This window comes from Undibacterium sp. SXout7W, assembly GCF_049339385.1.
Lineage (GTDB): Bacteria > Pseudomonadota > Gammaproteobacteria > Burkholderiales > Burkholderiaceae_D > Undibacterium.
In genome coordinates this window covers 54,178-70,464 of sequence record NZ_JBMPPF010000006.1, presented here as the reverse complement: position 1 = coordinate 70,464, position 16,287 = coordinate 54,178, and the positions used below count along the sequence as shown (strand labels likewise).

Genomic DNA, 16,287 nt, shown 5'->3' with positions numbered 1-16,287 from the left:
TAGTACATGAATCGACTTATACATTGCGTTGTCGCAAACCATAATGTGATGCATGCAAACACCTATTCCTACACTATTCATGCGCGGCGGTACATCCCGCGGCCCCTTCTTCCTCGCGTCAGACCTGCCTTCTGATATCGCGACCAGAGATCGTGTGTTGTTGGCGGTCATGGGATCTCCCGATAAGCGTCAGATTGACGGTCTTGGCGGCGCTAATCCACTGACCAGCAAGGTTGGTATTGTGAGTCGCAGTAATACGCCTGGCGTTGCGCTGGATTTTTTGTTTGCACAGTTGCAACCAGAAAAAGACACTGTCGATACCACGCCTAATTGCGGCAACATGCTCGCGGGCGTCGTGCCATTTGCGCTGGAGCGTGGCTTGATTGAGGCGCAGGGTGATACCACGACGGTGCGCGTACTGACGTTGAATACCGACATGCAATGTGATGTCACGGTGCAGACACCAATGACATCCAATGGTCGTCAGGTACGGTATGACGGTGACGCCAGAATCGATGGTGTACCAGGCAGTTCTGCACCCATTACGATTAATTTCCTTGATACCGCCGGTTCTGTCTGTTCCGGCCTGCTGCCAACGGGCAATGTGGTCGATACCGTTACCGTAGAGGGCGAAGGGTTTGACTCTTTCATGTTATCGGTCACCTGCATTGATAACGGCATGCCGCTCGTGATTTTCCGTGCCACTGATGTTGGCCGTACGGGGTATGAATCTGTAGCGGAGATGAATGCCGATCTTGAGTTGAAGAAACGTATCGAGGCTTTGCGCATCAAGACCGGGCATCTGATGGGGCTGGGCGACGTCAGCAGCAAAAACTATCCAAAAATGACATTAATCGCCGCTCCGCGTGAAGGTGGCAGCATTTGTACCCGCAGTTTTATTCCTCATGTTTGTCATGATGCCATCGGCGTTCTGGCTGCCGTGACTGTTGGTACCGCGTGCGTCTTGAAAGGCTCTACCTGCGATGGCGTCGCTGTAATGTCGGCTGGAGATGTCACTACGGTATCAGTTGAGCATCCGACAGGTGAATTCAGTGTCGAACTAGGTATTGATCCGACGAATCCACAAAACGTCACACGGGCCGCCTTGCTAAGAACGGCACGGTTGATTATGCGCGGTGAAGTCATGGTGCCAGAGTTCGTCTGGAATGGTCAGAAGTAAAGCACAAAGGAACAGAGATATATCCTAAATAACGGAAATAACAGGAGTTAGTAGTTACAGTAGTCACAGTAGTAATAGAAGTAACGGTGATAAAGCAGTAATGGCAGTAGTAGAAGTCAACGTATTTAAAAAATACAGCAATACAAAAATACAAAAATATAAAAATAATTTTTATCGACGATAAAACACCACGACCGGAGACAACAAATGAGTAAAGAGCAGCACGTTGATGTACAGGCATTCCTGAATGAACATCCCTTTTCACGTTATCAATGGCTGATTTTTGGTCTCTGTTTTTTTATTGTGCTGCTGGATGGCTTTGATACTGCTGCTATCGGGTATATCGCACCATCTTTGATCAAGGAGTGGGGTGTCTCCAAACTGGCGCTGGGGCCAGTGCTCAGTGCCGCTTTATTTGGCTTGGCAGCGGGAGCAATATCGGCAGGACCGATGGCGGATCGCATTGGTCGTAAGCGTGTGCTGGTTGTCTCCGTACTGATGTTTGCCGTTGCTTCTCTGGCGTCGGCATTTGCTGGCGATTTATCACAGCTGACAGTGTTGCGCTTCATTACCGGAATTGGACTTGGCGCAGCGATGCCCAATGCAGTGACATTGATGAGTGAGTATTGCCCTGATCAGCGCCGTGCGATGCTGACGAATGCCATGTTTTCCGGCTTTCCTATGGGCGCCGCATTTGGTGGTTTTCTGGCGGCGTGGATTATTCCTCAATGGGGCTGGCGTGGTGTGCTGATGCTTGGTGGCGTTGTGCCATTGGTTTTGGTTGTGTTGCTGATGTTGTTTTTGCCGGAATCGGTTCGTTACATGGTTGCACGGGCACAGCCTGTCACGCGTATCAAGGCAGTACTGGGACGTATTTCTTCCAGCGCAGCAAATGCATCGTCTTTTTTTCTGACAGAAGTAAAGCAATCCGTGGCGGGTCAAAGTGGCATAGCCGTTGTCTTGTCACGCCCATATCGGGTTGGGTCTTTCATGTTGTGGTTTGCTTATTTCATGGGACTGGTCATTTTTTATGCCTTGATTAACTGGATGCCGATTCTGTTTAAAGATGCGGGTATCGCACCAAAAGACGCAACCATGATTTCTGCATTGTTCCCGTTGGGTGGCGTGGGTGCAATTTTCTTTGGTTGGTTAATGGACAGATTTAATGGCAACCGCATTATCGCTGCGGGTTACGTGCTGACAGCGCTGGCGATTTTTGCGATCGGTCAGGTTTCAGGCAACGTCGGTTTGCTGGTGCTGGTCGTGTTTGTGGCAGGTGCATTGATGAATACAGCACAATCTTCTATGCCGGCATTGGCGGCGAGTTATTACCCGACACAAGGCCGTGCCACAGGTGTGGCATGGATGCTGGGAATAGGTCGCTTTGGTGGTATTGCCGGTTCGTTTCTGGTGGCAGAACTGGCACGTCGCCAACTCAGTTTTGATGTGATTTTTGCCATATTGGCGATTCCCGGGCTCATTGCAGCGATCGCTCTGACCATCAAACAAGCAGTTCATCCAGAAAAAAAGGATGTTGAGAAAACTACCGTAAAAGAAGTCTTAGCGCATTGAGACTGACTTATTCAGCGTGATGAAAAAAACCTCTCTGTATTATTGAATTTATTAGGAACAGATATGACACAACCTCTGATCATTGACTGTCACGGTCACTATACGACAGCACCTAAAGCGCTGGAAAACTGGCGCAATCGTCAAATCGCCGGTATCAAAGATCCATCGATGATGCCAAAAGTCTCAGAGCTGAAAATCAGTGATGACGAGTTGCGTGAGTCGATCGAAACTAACCAGTTGCGTCTGATGCGTGAGCGCGGTTCAGACCTGACGATTTTCTCTCCTCGCGCCAGTTTCATGGCACATCATATTGGCGATTTCAATATTTCCAGCACTTGGGCGGCAATTTGTAACGAGCTTTGCTATCGTGTTTCGCAGCTGTTTCCAGATAATTTTATCGGTGCTGCGATGTTGCCACAATCACCTGGCGTTGATCCTGCTACTTGTATCCCAGAGCTAGAAAAATGTATCAAGGAATACGGCAATGTTGGTATTAACTTAAATCCAGATCCAAGTGGTGGTCACTGGACATCGCCACCGCTGAGCGATAAAGCCTGGTATCCGATCTATGAAAAAATGGTCGAATACGATATTCCTGCAATGATTCACGTGTCCACCAGTTGCAACAGCTGCTTCCACACAACTGGCGCCCACTACCTGAATGCAGATACGACAGCTTTCATGCAATGCCTGACATCCGATTTGTTCAGTGATTTTCCAACGCTGAAATTCCTGATTCCACACGGCGGTGGTGCTGTTCCTTACCACTGGGGACGTTTCCGCGGGTTGGCCCAGGAATTGAAAAAGCCATTGCTGCAGGACCATCTGCTGAACAATATTTTCTTTGATACCTGCGTCTATCACCAGCCAGGGATTGATTTACTCAACACCGTGATTCCAGTCAAAAACGTTTTGTTCGCGTCCGAAATGATCGGTGCGGTGCGTGGCATCGACCCGGAAACCGGCAATTACTACGATGACACTAAACGATATATCGAAGCATCCAAGATTCTGAGTGACGATGACCGCTTCCAGATTTATGAGGGTAATGCCCGTCGCGTATTCCCACGTCTTGATGCCGCACTGAAAGCCAAAGGCAAATAAGCCACTGCTTTCGTCATAAAGATAACTCACAAGTTAAAGGAAAAAGTAATGAGCACTCCAATCAATAATCTGGGCATTGTGAAGCGCAATATCGTGCGCGCTGACAAGGCTGCCGTTGAAAAACTGTCCCGCTTTGGCGTTGCGACGATCCACGAGGCGATGGGTCGTGTTGGTCTGATGAAGCCATACATGCGTCCTATTTACACCAATGCCCGCATGTGTGGCACTGCCGTAACGGTATTGCTGCAACCTGGCGATAACTGGATGATGCATGTTGCCGCAGAACAGATACAGCCTGGCGACGTTGTGGTAGCGGCTTGTACGACAGAAAACGAAGATGGCTTTTTTGGCGATCTGTTAGCCACATCGTTTCAGGCGCGTGGCGCGAAAGGTCTGATTATTGACGGTGGTGTACGCGATGTCAAAGATCTGACAGAAATGGCTTTTCCCGTATTCAGCCGTGCGATCAATGCCAAAGGAACTATCAAGGCGACACTGGGTTCAGTCAATGTGCCGGTTGTTTGTGCCGGTGCTCAGGTGAATCCGGGTGACGTCGTTATTGCAGATATCGATGGCGTGGTGGTGGTACCTGCCGCAGTAGCGCAACAAGTCGCTGATGCAGCAGAAGCGCGCGAAGCTAACGAGGGTAATAAACGCGAAATATTTGCGTCAGGCGTATTGGGACTGGATTACTACAAAATGCGTGAAGGCCTGGAAAAAGCAGGTTTGAAATACATTGATTAAATTCAGACCAGACTATTTATTTACTCTATTGGCGATCATCGCAACATGACTGAAAATACTTCTTTTATTAAAACGCAGGGTTGGCTGGATTTTTATCATAATCCATCCGTACCACGATTTGTTTTACCCGCTGGTGCGGTGGATGCACATTGCCATGTGTTTGGTCCAGGTGCTCAGTTTCCCTATGCACCAGAACGCAAATACACTCCTTGTGACGCTTCGAAAGAACAGTTGTTTGCATTACGCGATCATTTAGGGTTTGCAAAAAATGTGATTGTTCAGGCGACTTGTCATGGCAGTGATAATCGTGCTTTGGTCGATGCCTTGCAATCTTCTGACGGTAAAGCAAGAGGCGTCGCGACAGTTAATCGCAATGTCACCGATGCAGAATTACAAGCTATGCACGCTGCGGGTGTTCGCGGTACGCGCTTTAATTTTGTAAAGCGTCTGGCAGACTTCACTCCTCGTGAAGTGTTACTGGAAATTGCCAATCGCATTGCCCCGCTTGGCTGGCATGTCGTGGTGTATTTTGAAGCACAGGATTTGCCAGAGCTGTATGATTTCTTTACCGCTTTGCCAACAACGGTTGTCGTCGATCATATGGGGCGTCCCGATGTCAGCAAGCCCGTTGATGGGCCTGAGTTTGCCTTGTTTGTAAAAATGATGCGTGAACATCAGAATATCTGGAGTAAGGTCAGTTGCCCTGAACGTCTGAGTGCAACTGGACCAGCGGCATTGAATGGTGAACAGCATGCGTATCAGGATGTCGTGCCATTTGCGAAATATCTGGTCGAACAATTCCCAGACCGCGTACTGTGGGGGACAGATTGGCCGCATCCTAATCTGAAGGATCACATGCCAGATGATGGTTTGTTGGTCGACTATATTCCTCAGATCGCAACGACTGCCGAGTTGCAGCAAAAATTGTTGGTGGATAACCCGAATCGCTTGTACTGGAGTGTATAAATGGCATTGGATAAACCCTATCAGGATATTCCCGGAACGACGATTTTCGATGCAGAACAATCACGTCTTGGATATCACTTGAATCAGTTTTGTATGTCTCTGATGAAAGCCGAAAACCGCGCCCGCTTCAAAGCTGATGAACGAGCCTATCTTGACGAATGGCCGATGACAGAAGAGCAGAAGCAGGGTGTGTTGACGCGCGATCTGAATCGCTGTCTTGCGGCAGGTGGAAATATTTATTTTCTGGCTAAAATCGGTGCGACTGATGGCCGCTCGTTTCAATACATGGCAGCCAGCATGACTGGTATGACGCAGGAAGAATATGCCGCCATGATGCTGGCAGGCGGTCGTTCTGTCGAGGGTAATCGTGTGATCGGAGAGAGCAAGAATGACTAAGCAAGACAAACAACACGCGCATATCTCTGCCAGTGTGTACACCTCTCATGTGCCGGCGATTGGTGCTGCGCTGGATTTGGGCAAAAGCCAGGACGCATACTGGCAGCCATTGTTTCAGGGATACGAGCCGTCCAAGCAGTGGATGAAAGACAATAAGCCGGATGTGATTTTTTTGGTGTACAACGATCACGCAACCGCATTCAGTCTGGAAATGATTCCGACGTTTGCAATTGGTTGTGCTGCTGAATTTCAGCCTGCAGATGAAGGCTGGGGGCCACGTCCGGTACCCGTCGTGAAAGGCCACCCAGAGTTGGCGGCACATATCGCACAATCAGTGATCCAGCAAGACTTTGACCTGACGATCGTCAATAAAATGGATGTCGATCATGGCTTGACAGTTCCTTTATCTCTGATGTGTGGCCAGCCAGAAGAATGGCCTTGTCCTGTGATTCCTTTTGCGGTGAACGTGGTGCAGTATCCTGCGCCTTCTGGTCGCCGTTGCTTTGAATTGGGTAAAGCGATTCGCAAGGCAGTGGAATCATTTGATCGCCCACTGAATGTGCAGATCTGGGGAACCGGTGGTATGAGCCACCAGTTGCAAGGCGCACGTGCCGGTCTGATCAACAAGGAATTTGATAACGCGTTTCTGGATAAACTGATTGTCGATCCAGATGGTCTGGCAAATATGCCGCATATCGATTATGTCCGTGAAGCCGGTTCGGAAGGTATTGAACTGGTGATGTGGCTGATTGCGCGTGGCGCAATGTCAGACGTTGCTGGTGGAGAAGCACCTAAACTGGCACATCGTTTTTATCATGTACCTGCCTCAAATACTGCAGTAGGGCACCTGATCCTGGAGAATCAATAAATGAGCAAAACAATTAAAGTCGCCCTCGCTGGTGCAGGTGCTTTTGGTATTAAGCATCTTGATGGTATTAAAAATATTGAAGGCGTTGAAGTCGTTTCACTGATCAGCCGTGATCTTGAAAAAACAAAAGAGATCGCTGCCCGTTATGGTATCGCTCATGTGACAACTGAGCTGGAAGATGCTCTGGCATTGCCTGAAGTCGATGCAGTGATTTTGTGTACACCAACGCAAATGCACGCAGAACAGTCAATTGCCTGTCTGAAGGCAGGTAAACATGTGCAGGTAGAGATTCCTCTGGCAGACACACTGCAAGGTGCCGAAGAAGTGGTTGCACTAGCAAAGCAGACGGGTCTGGTGGCGATGTGTGGCCACACCCGCCGCTTTAATCCCAGCCATCAATACGTGCACCATAAAATTAAGGCAGGTGAGTTTAATATTCAGCAAATGGATGTGCAAACTTACTTTTTCCGCCGTACGAATATGAATGCGCTTGGCGAAGCGCGTAGCTGGACGGATCATTTGTTGTGGCACCATGCGGCTCACACAGTCGATTTATTCGCTTACCAATCAGGCGGTGACATTGTGCAGGCAAATGCCATACAAGGGCCGATTCATCCGGTGCTTGGTATTGCAATGGATATGTCGATCCAGCTCAAAAGCAGCACTGGTGCGATCTGTACCTTGTCTCTGAGCTTCAATAATGATGGCCCATTGGGTACTTTCTTCCGTTACATCGGTGATACGGCAACGTATATCGCTCGTTATGATGATTTATTTAACGGCAAGGAAGAAAAAATTGATGTCAGCAAGGTTGATGTCTCGATGAATGGCATTGAGTTACAAGACCGCGAATTTTTCGCTGCCATCAGAGACGGGCGTGAACCTAATTCAAGCGTTGCGAACGTCTTGCCATGCTATCGCGTGTTGCATCACTTAGAGCAGCAACTGAACGCAGCAGGCAACGTCGCAATATAACAGTCGTCCGCAGTTTTGGCATTGATGTGGATATGTCTGTTATGCCTCTTATTCAGGCAGGCATCTCCCGGTTTCTTGTACCAGTAATGTTTTCTGGTCATTACTGGCACAAGAAATAGACCAGCATTCAGTTGGATTGCCGTGTTCCTGAGTTAGTTGTTAATGCTGTGACCTGAATTCCACGTTGTACACAGAGTCCGAAAATAGTTGCCCGCGAGGGCGGCTTTGTCACGTCCTTTTTTTGTCAAGACCTCGTCGCGATGAAGGCTTAACAATTGAAGACTTAAACAGTGGCTATAGCGAGTATTCGAGTGCTTTCAGGTGGTGAAAAAGCGTGAATTGATCAGAAGAACACTAGTTCGCTGTGGTTCGCGTGAACGATCCGGTTTGTCGTCATTTGTATCAACGGTATTACACCATACCGTGCCTGGACGTTAGCAGTTTTGCTAATCAAAGGGTGTAATTGGTGAATCAGAAAGCGCATGAAGACTTTACGCAGATGTGGATAGTGCGCTTGAATTTATATAGAAAGTAGTCGGGGGAGATATGAAAACAAAAATTGTTTTAACTTTTGCAGCATTGGGATGTTCGGCATTGGCACAAGCGCAAAACAACGTCACGATCTACGGAACAGTAGACCAATACATAGGCTACATCAGCAGCAACAGCGGTGCCCACATCATCGGCCTCAATGACGGCACGCTGCTGCGCAGCCGCGTTGGTTTTCGCGGTGTAGAAGAACTCGGCAACGGCTACCAGGCCAAATTCAACCTCGAACAAGGCCTCAATGCCGATACCGGCAGCTCAGCGGACGCAGCCCACCTGTTCGACCGTCAAGCCTGGGTAGGCATCAACACCCCCGTCGGAGAATTTCGACTGGGTCGCCAAAACACAGAAATCCAGCAAATCGGCGGCGCCATCGACTACACCGAACGCACCACCTTCGGCTCCATCATCAACTCCTTCGGCGTCCCGTCCCGCTACGACAACGACATCTCCTACAAAACCCCCCGCATCTCCGGCTTCCAGGGCTCAGTCCACTACGCCCTGGCAGAACAGGCAGGAGGAGGCCTCAGCCAAAGCGCCATCTACCAACTCGCCCTCGACTACACAGCAGGCCCCTACCGCGCAGGCTATGCCGGCATCGTAGCCAAACCGGCACCGACAGGCAATATTCAGGAAAAAATCCAATACCACAACCTCTACGCCGACTACGACTACGGCCCAGGCAAAATCTACCTCGCCTACGTCCACAGCAACAACATCACCAGCAACGCCAATGGACTCACAGCAGGCAGCATCCTGAGCAACATCGCCAGCCCGAACAACCTCATTGCCGGCACAGACAAAAACGCCAACCGCTACTACAACATCTACCAGGTATCAGCAGACTACCGCCTGAGCCCACAATTACGCATAGGAGCGTTATACGGCGTCATCAAAGACACCAGTAACGGAGATGCCGGAGCACAAGGCGGTAACGTTGGAGCATTCTATGATTTGTCCAAGAGAACGACCTTATACAGCTTTGCGAGCGTGATGACGAATGACGCGAATGCGGGCTTCCGTTTCAGTGGATCAGCAGGCCCCTCAGCGAATCTGGCGGGAGCGGATGTGAATGGCAAGCGTCTGACGGGATTCCAGGCGGGTGTGGTTCATCGCTTCTGATCGCCTTCTGATCATTTCTGAGTGCATTTTTTTAAACCCACAAGTCTGTATGACGTCTTGTGGTTTTTTTTATTTGTCAGATCACTGCATTGTGTCTGACTGGGAGACTGTTGGATGAAAAAGCTGATCACCACGTTCGTGATGAATATGTTTTTGCTTATGGCACTTGTTGCGCTGCTGCCTGCGGTGGCAAGTGCAGAGGGGAATATCGTATTCGCCGGTATTTCTGAGGCAAGTGGTGCCGGCGCCATAGCCGGTAGTAGTTTTAAAAATGGTTATACCCTGGCCATTGATGAAATCAATGCGTCCGGGGGAATAGCCGGAAAAACTATTTTACTCAGGCAGTTCAATATCGATACCAACATTGATGCGGCGACCCGCGCAGCCAACAGTGCTGTCGCGCTCAAACCATTTGCGATCATCGGGCCGACTTTTTCTGGCATGACACTGGCGACGATGGCAGTCAGTGGCCCAGCGAATATCCCCCATTTTGTTGGTGGCGAAGCGGCATCGATTGCCAAAAAATATCCTGCCAATCTATTTCGTACTTCGCTGACGCAGGAAATGGCGATTCCAAGGCTGGCTGCCTTTGTGCAGCAGGCGTTTCAGCCAAAAAAAGTGACTCTGATCTATGTAGATAATGATTATGGGCGAGATGCCAAGGCAATTTTTATGCAGTCCGCCAAGCGTTATAGCATGTTGGTGGCGGACAATATGGTTGTACAGCCGGGGCAGACTGATTTTTCGCGCGTTGTAGATGATTTGAATAAGAACGATATTGATGCGCTGCTCATCTATACCAATGAAATGGAAGCTGCCGGACTGTTAAAAGAATTGCGTCTCAGACAGTTTAACAAACCAGTGGTTGGTGATGGCCCGTTGGTTTCGCAACAGGTGATTGATATGGCAGGGGCAGCGGCAGAGGGTGTTTATGCCCATACTGGTGTATCTGTTGATGCACCAGTCGAGCGTGTGCAAAGTTTTGACCGGCGTTATCGTGCCAAATACAATCTGTCACCTGATCACAATTCTCTGAAAGCCTATTTTGCGGTATATGCCATCAAATCTCTGGTTGACAGTGTTGGTGTAGTGGAAGGGCAGATGTTTATTAATGAGATGAAAAAAGCGCGCCTTGATCCACAAAAACAGACTAATTTGCCAGTCCGGGGAGCATACGATATTTACGGTACTTTATATCGTGAAAGTTATCTGGTGCAGGTACGCAATAAAAAACAACTGGTACTGGCGACGATTCCTATGGGCGATGGGCCAACGGTAGAGCTGGCGAATGGCAAGGAAGTCATACTCAATTCGCGTGAAGGTAGAAAACAGTTTTTTGCTCAGACTACCGAGGCAGCAAAGAAATAACACTCAAGCTTCATCGTCATGATTATGGTTTTCTTCGGCCTTCCTTCAATACTATTGGCGTACGTTGCAATATGTTGTCATATGCTATCTAAACCAGATGTTTGCTCAACCACAACAGGTCACTGAGGCTGAAGAACGAGGCAATGGTCGTGACCAGCAGCGCTGTCGCGGTAAAATTTTCTTTTCCATACACTTGGGCCAGAATCGGATAGATACCTAACATAGGCATGGCAGAAAGTAAGTTTGCTGCCATGCTGATCTTGTCAGAAAAGCGCAGGCGTATTTCGATCGCCCAAGTCAGCCATCTGACGGGTATTCCCAGAGCTGCTGCGCGGCGTAGTCCGCTGGAACAGGCTGCACTCACGCTAGGGCAATCGCTATTAATACGTCGCAGGAACGATCCCAGACTTCCAGGCAGAAGTTGCTTGTGGATGGGACTGAATGCCCGGAACAGCTTGTTGATATCAAGTGCGCATACAATCATTGCATTCAGTAATTGTCGGCGATCGCGGTAATAAGTGTTTAAGTGTTGGTCACAACCATTGCATCAGCGTATTGGCTGCTGCCTGTAATGCGGGCAGACATTTTGCCGTCGCTTCAGCTCTTGAGCTACCGGCAATCATCATCGAGATACTTAACGCACCGACCAATGCGCCCCGACGGTTTTTGAGTGGAACAGAAATTCCGCGCAAACCGATTTCGTATTGATTTTCTGTGACCCCAAAACCATCTTCGCGGATGTTCACCAATTCCTGAAACAGTTGTTTTTTATCGGTGATTGTCAGGTGCGTGTAGGCAATCAATTCTATTCTATCCAGATAGGCGAGCAAGCCCTCATCAGGCATTGCTGCGAGCAATACCCGTCCTGCCGTGGATGTGTAGGCCGGTAGCCGGGTTCCTGGCTCAAAGCCGGTATTTAGCAAGCGTGGTGCATTAACGCGGCTGATATACACCACATCATCCCCCTCCAGCACAGAGTAATTGGTCGATTCTTGTAACTGCAATGTCAATCGTTGCAGGAACGGAACGATAGCACGTGGCAAACGTGCAGAATCCAGATACGAGCGTCCGAGATTCAGAATTTTCGGCGTCAGCCAGAAATTCCGACCATCCGTGGCGACCAGACCAATATGCAGTAGTGTCAATAAATAGCGCCTGGCTGCGCTACGACTGATACAGACTTTTTCTGCCAGTTCACTGGCTGTCAATCTCGCTGATTCATCATTAAATGCCGTGATGACGTCAATCCCTTTGATCAGTCCCTCAATCAGATCGCGCTTGGCGACTTCTACTTCAACCAGTTCCGTACGCTTGACCATAAATTTCCTTTGATTTGTGCGCTAATCGCGCAGCATGAGCGATTGTCGCAGTAATCGAAGTTTTTGGCACTATTTTTTGTGGAGTCTCCTTCCTACACTACACAACATTATTTACCAGGGGATATCTATGACCGTACAAGAACATAATCCTGAACCCAGCAACCCGCTTGGCATAGATGGTATTGAATTTATCGAATACGCAACAGCCAGACCGATGATGTTGGGAGCGCTGTTGGAACAAATGGGCTTTGTTGCGACAGCGCGCCACCGTTCGCGGGAAGTCACTTTATACCGCCAGGGCAGCATGAATGTGATCGTGAATGCCGATCCTGCTGCTTTGCCACAATCTGAGACAGATCTACAATCGACCGTGATCAGCGCGATTGCATTACGCGTGCGTGATGCTGATGCTGCGTACCGCCATGCCATTCATATGGGCGCCTGGGCGATACAGACCCGTGCCGGCGTGATGGAACTGAATATCCCTGGCGTACATGGAGTCGGCGATTCAATTCTGTATTTCGTTGATCGTGTACGTGATTTCTCTATCTATGACGTTGATTTCAAACCGATTCCTCATGTTGACCCACATCCACCAGCATTAGCGGGCATGCATTTTTTTGGTGTAGTACAGACCATCGGTCGTGACCGTTCGCCAGAGTGGATCGATTTTTATCAGCAATTGATGAGTTTCCGTCCACTGCCAGAAGGCCACTTTTTTGGCGTGTTACCGAAGGGTATTTTGCTGGAAAGTCCTTGTCATAGTTTTTATTTGCAGTTGGTTGAGCCGCCAGAAGGTGCTGCTGGTCTGCAATGGGAAGAGCAACTGGTCCGTGTAGGGATCGGTGCTCCTGATGTGCTGGACGCAGTACGTCAGCTACAACAAAGAGGCATTGTTTTCATCGACCGCGAACCCGCGCAATCGAGTGAAAAAGGTGCATTAACACAACTATATAAGGGTGGCATCAGTTTTGAGCTGGTCGTCAGTCATCCGGAGAAAACAGCATGATAGAGATTTCAGGTACAACGCGTATCTTTTTTGTGATTGGCTGGCCAGTAGAGCAAGTCAAGGCACCTGCATTGTTTAATGCCTATTTTAAAAAACACGATCTGGATGCCCGTGTTGTGCCGCTTAAAATCGAACCAGCTGCTTACACGAATGCGATACGTACGCTGATGGCGATTGAAAACGTTGGTGGTATTTTTGTATCGATTCCCCATAAGCCGATGAGCGTGACGGCGGTCGATGAAGTGACTTTACGTGCCCGACTCGCCGGAGCCTGCAATGCCATTTACAAAGCTGCTGACGGTAAAACCATTATCGGCGATCTGATTGATGGCGAAGGATTTGTCCGCGGGCTGGATCGTACCTGTGCCGAAACACCATTCAACTGGAAACAGTCCAATGCGCTGGTCGTTGGTAGTGGTGGCGTTGGCTGTGCTATCGCCGCATCGCTGGCAAGTCGTGGAATCGCCAATGTGTCGATTTACGATACACGCACGGAACAGGCGCAGGCACTGCAAGCACGTTTGCAAGAAGCATTTCCTGCAACCAAGGTCAGCATTGGTAAGCCAAGTGCGGAAGGCTACGATCTGATCGTCAATTCCACTCCACTGGGTATGCATCCTGATGATCCTTTGCCACTCGATCTGACGGGCTTATCACCCTCCTGCATCGTTTCCGATTGCGGTATGAAAATCGAAATGACTAAGCTGTTGACGGCCGCGCAAGAGAATGGATGCCGTATTCAGAAAGGTCGCGAAATGATGATTGAACAGTCACCGCTGTATCTGGAACTGTTTGGCTGGCCCGGCGTTTCTTCTGATGCGTTCAGAAATCTGGGGGTGTTATGAATCTGAGTAATTTTGGCATGGACAGCATTACACTGGCTGGTCCGCTGGAATCCAAACTGAATGCCTCTAAAGCTGCGGGTTTCTCACAAATCATGTTGTGGGCAAAAGATCTGGCTGGTCATCCGGGTGGACTGGCAGAAGCAGTGCGTCTGGTGCGCGCAAGCGGCGTCCGTGTCACGGGTATTCAGGTGATGCGTGATTACGAAGGATTGTCAGGTTCCTTGCACGAATACAAACTCGATATTGCCAAGAACATGCTGCACGTCTGCAAGGCAGTGGGTGCGCCTTTGCTGATGGTGTGCTCCAGCACATCAAGCCATGCCAGTGGCGACTTGTCGCTGATTTCGCATCATTTGTCCAAGCTGGCGACGCTGGCTGTACCACTAGGTGTCAAGGTGGGATTTGAAGCGCTGTCCTGGGGACGTCATATCAATCAATATGAACAGTCCTGGGAGGTCGTGGATATGGCGAATCATTCCAATCTTGGTGTCGTGATTGACAGTTTTCATATGCTGGCGAATCAGGCTGATTTTGATGGGCTGGAAGATATTCCCAGCGACAAAATCGCCATGGTGCAATTGTCTGATTTCATGTGGCGCGATATCCGCAGTGCCGAGGAGCGTCTGGAAACGGCCCGCCATTTACGCGTATTTCCGGGTGAAGGCGCGCACTCCAAAGAACTCAGCGATTTATTGCGTCGCCTGGATAAAGGCGGGTATCGCGGTGATTACAGTTTTGAAGTTTTTAACGACGATTATCTGCAACTGTCACCTGAAATCGTTGCCAGCCGCGCTCACACCGCCGCCAAATGGGTTACCGATCAGGTATTGCGCCGTAGCCTGAACATTCGTCAGCCAAGCGATGGACATCCGATGATGGCATAAGAAATAGCTATCACAAACCTGTGGCTAGAAACTGAATAGTAGCGTAGCCCATCAGGCGTAGCGTCATGGATGATCCGCTCCATTGCGCAGTAACAGAGAGTATTCAGCAGCACAAGTATTACTAAGCAGTAAAAAATTGCCAAGCGACACAAAGATGTCGCAGCAAAAAAAAGCAGTAAAACATAAACAGAAATAAATCTGTCATCACACAGGAGACAAAATGACTATTACTACAAAACACAACATCCTCACGTTCGCTATCAGTGCTTTGGCAACTGCCAGCATGTCCATGACAGCTTATGCAGCCGATCCTATCAAACTCGCTAACATTGTCGAACTGACAGGTGCAGGCGCAACAGCCGGTACGAATTTCAAAAACGGCGTGGAACTGGCGATCAAGGAAATCAATGCCAGCGGTGGTGTGCTTGGTCATAAGATCGAAGCCACGACGATGGATACTCAGTCCAATCCTGGTATTGCCAAAGGATTGACACAAAAAGCGATTGATCAGGAAGTATTTGCGGTATTTGGTCCAGTATTTTCTGGCTCTATCGTGGTCAGTATGGCAGAAACACGTCGTGCAGAAATCCCGAATTTTACCGGTGGTGAAGCGGCGAATATTACGACACAAGGCAATCCATATATTTTTCGTACCAGCTTCACGCAGTCCAATGCCATGCCTAAAGTTGCTGGCTATATCACACGCGTAGCACATATTAAAAGTCTGGCCATGATTTATGGCAATAACGATTTTGGCAAAGGTGGCCACGATGCGTTGCTGAAAGCACTTGATCCATCTAAAACGAAAGTGATTGCGGATATTTCTACTGATCCGGGTCAGGTTGATTTCTCTGCTGCTGTCTTGAAAGCCAAGCAAAGTAACGCTGACGGCATATTTGTGTATGTCAACGAAGAAGAGTCTGCCCGTGTATTGCGCGAACTCAAAAAGCAAGGCTGGAACAAGCCTGTAATCGGTGAGACAACACTGATCGGACAAAAAGTGATTGATCTGGCAGGTGATGCTGCCAATGGTGCCGTTGCTCACGTTGGCCTGACGGTCGATGCCCCCAACCCTGCGATTCGTGCGTTCCGCGCAAAATTTGAAAAAGAGTACAAATACATTTCTGATCACAACGGTATGAAAGGATATTCCGGTGTGTACGTACTCAAGGCGGCGATTGAGAAAGTCGGCAAACTGGATCGTAAAGCGGTTGCCGCTGCTTTGCATGGTCTGAAAATTTCGACAGCAACACAGCCTGGCGTATTGATGGATGTGGAATTCGATGAAAAAGGCGATCTGAATCGCGAGAGTTTTTTAGTGGAAGTAAAAAATGGCAAACAGGAAGTTGTTCTGGTCATGCCGATGGTTTCCACGAAAAAATAAGAGCG

At 49.1% G+C, this 16,287-nt stretch carries 16 protein-coding genes; 14 read left to right on the top strand and 2 right to left on the bottom strand.

What is annotated here, in order from left to right:
• The first annotated feature begins 52 nt into the window (after nucleotides 1-52).
• The 10 genes from ACO0LB_RS07860 (at nucleotide 53) to ACO0LB_RS07815 (ending at nucleotide 10,841) form a co-directional block, all read left to right on the top strand.
• Nucleotides 53-1,180, top strand: coding sequence for a 4-oxalomesaconate tautomerase (locus ACO0LB_RS07860; RefSeq protein ID WP_423048204.1), 1,128 nt, complete (start codon nucleotides 53-55; stop codon nucleotides 1,178-1,180).
• A gap of 207 nt (nucleotides 1,181-1,387) precedes the next feature.
• Nucleotides 1,388-2,752 (top strand): MFS transporter, encoded by a 1,365-nt coding sequence (locus ACO0LB_RS07855; protein ID WP_423048202.1) that lies wholly within the window; start codon nucleotides 1,388-1,390, stop codon nucleotides 2,750-2,752.
• A 75-nt stretch (nucleotides 2,753-2,827) separates the two neighbouring features.
• A complete protein-coding gene (locus ACO0LB_RS07850; RefSeq protein ID WP_423048395.1) occupies nucleotides 2,828-3,856 on the top strand; it encodes an amidohydrolase family protein in 1,029 nt (342 codons plus the stop codon).
• Between the two features lie 48 nt (nucleotides 3,857-3,904).
• Nucleotides 3,905-4,600: a 4-carboxy-4-hydroxy-2-oxoadipate aldolase/oxaloacetate decarboxylase gene (gene ligK, locus ACO0LB_RS07845; RefSeq protein WP_423048200.1), complete on the top strand. Its 696-nt coding sequence runs from the start codon at nucleotides 3,905-3,907 to the stop codon at nucleotides 4,598-4,600.
• Nucleotides 4,601-4,645: 45 nt separating this feature from the next.
• Nucleotides 4,646-5,566 carry an amidohydrolase family protein gene (locus tag ACO0LB_RS07840; RefSeq protein ID WP_423048198.1) on the top strand — a complete coding sequence of 307 codons (921 nt, stop codon included), beginning with the start codon at nucleotides 4,646-4,648 and terminating at the stop codon, nucleotides 5,564-5,566.
• Nucleotides 5,567-5,962: a protocatechuate 4,5-dioxygenase subunit alpha gene (ligA, locus tag ACO0LB_RS07835; protein ID WP_423048196.1), complete on the top strand. Its 396-nt coding sequence runs from the start codon at nucleotides 5,567-5,569 to the stop codon at nucleotides 5,960-5,962.
• Nucleotides 5,955-6,830, top strand: a complete 876-nt coding sequence (locus ACO0LB_RS07830) for a class III extradiol dioxygenase subunit beta (RefSeq protein WP_423048194.1) — start codon at nucleotides 5,955-5,957, stop codon at nucleotides 6,828-6,830. The genes ligA and ACO0LB_RS07830 overlap by 8 nt, the downstream gene beginning before the upstream one ends.
• Complete coding sequence (locus tag ACO0LB_RS07825; protein ID WP_423048192.1) at nucleotides 6,831-7,805, top strand: Gfo/Idh/MocA family oxidoreductase; 975 nt, start codon at nucleotides 6,831-6,833, stop codon at nucleotides 7,803-7,805.
• A gap of 546 nt (nucleotides 7,806-8,351) precedes the next feature.
• On the top strand, nucleotides 8,352-9,473 hold the full coding sequence (locus ACO0LB_RS07820; RefSeq protein WP_423048190.1) for a porin: 1,122 nt from the start codon (nucleotides 8,352-8,354) through the stop codon (nucleotides 9,471-9,473).
• A 114-nt stretch (nucleotides 9,474-9,587) separates the two neighbouring features.
• Nucleotides 9,588-10,841: an ABC transporter substrate-binding protein gene (locus ACO0LB_RS07815; protein ID WP_423048188.1), complete on the top strand. Its 1,254-nt coding sequence runs from the start codon at nucleotides 9,588-9,590 to the stop codon at nucleotides 10,839-10,841.
• 88 nt (nucleotides 10,842-10,929) lie between these two features.
• Here the strand turns inward: ACO0LB_RS07815 and ACO0LB_RS07810 are convergent, their stop codons facing one another.
• Both ACO0LB_RS07810 and ACO0LB_RS07805 read right to left on the bottom strand, forming a co-directional pair.
• Complete coding sequence (locus ACO0LB_RS07810; RefSeq protein WP_423048186.1) at nucleotides 10,930-11,325, bottom strand: hypothetical protein; 396 nt, start codon at nucleotides 11,323-11,325, stop codon at nucleotides 10,930-10,932.
• A gap of 49 nt (nucleotides 11,326-11,374) precedes the next feature.
• A complete protein-coding gene (locus ACO0LB_RS07805) occupies nucleotides 11,375-12,160 on the bottom strand; it encodes an IclR family transcriptional regulator domain-containing protein (protein ID WP_423048184.1) in 786 nt (261 codons plus the stop codon).
• 127 nt (nucleotides 12,161-12,287) lie between these two features.
• Between ACO0LB_RS07805 and ACO0LB_RS07800 the strand changes: the two genes are divergently transcribed.
• The 4 genes from ACO0LB_RS07800 to ACO0LB_RS07785 all read left to right on the top strand — a co-directional run bounded on the left by ACO0LB_RS07800 (nucleotide 12,288) and on the right by ACO0LB_RS07785 (nucleotide 16,282).
• Nucleotides 12,288-13,169, top strand: a complete 882-nt coding sequence (locus ACO0LB_RS07800) for a 4-hydroxyphenylpyruvate dioxygenase (protein ID WP_423048182.1) — start codon at nucleotides 12,288-12,290, stop codon at nucleotides 13,167-13,169.
• The gene (locus tag ACO0LB_RS07795) at nucleotides 13,166-14,014 is read left to right on the top strand and encodes a shikimate dehydrogenase family protein (RefSeq protein ID WP_423048180.1); all 849 of its coding nucleotides are present in this window, start codon (nucleotides 13,166-13,168) and stop codon (nucleotides 14,012-14,014) included. Before ACO0LB_RS07800 ends, ACO0LB_RS07795 begins: the two co-directional genes overlap by 4 nt.
• A complete protein-coding gene (locus ACO0LB_RS07790) occupies nucleotides 14,011-14,898 on the top strand; it encodes a sugar phosphate isomerase/epimerase family protein (RefSeq protein ID WP_423048178.1) in 888 nt (295 codons plus the stop codon). The genes ACO0LB_RS07795 and ACO0LB_RS07790 overlap by 4 nt, the downstream gene beginning before the upstream one ends.
• Before the next feature lie 220 nt (nucleotides 14,899-15,118).
• Nucleotides 15,119-16,282 (top strand): ABC transporter substrate-binding protein, encoded by a 1,164-nt coding sequence (locus ACO0LB_RS07785; RefSeq protein WP_423048176.1) that lies wholly within the window; start codon nucleotides 15,119-15,121, stop codon nucleotides 16,280-16,282.
• The last annotated feature ends 5 nt before the right edge of the window (nucleotides 16,283-16,287 follow it).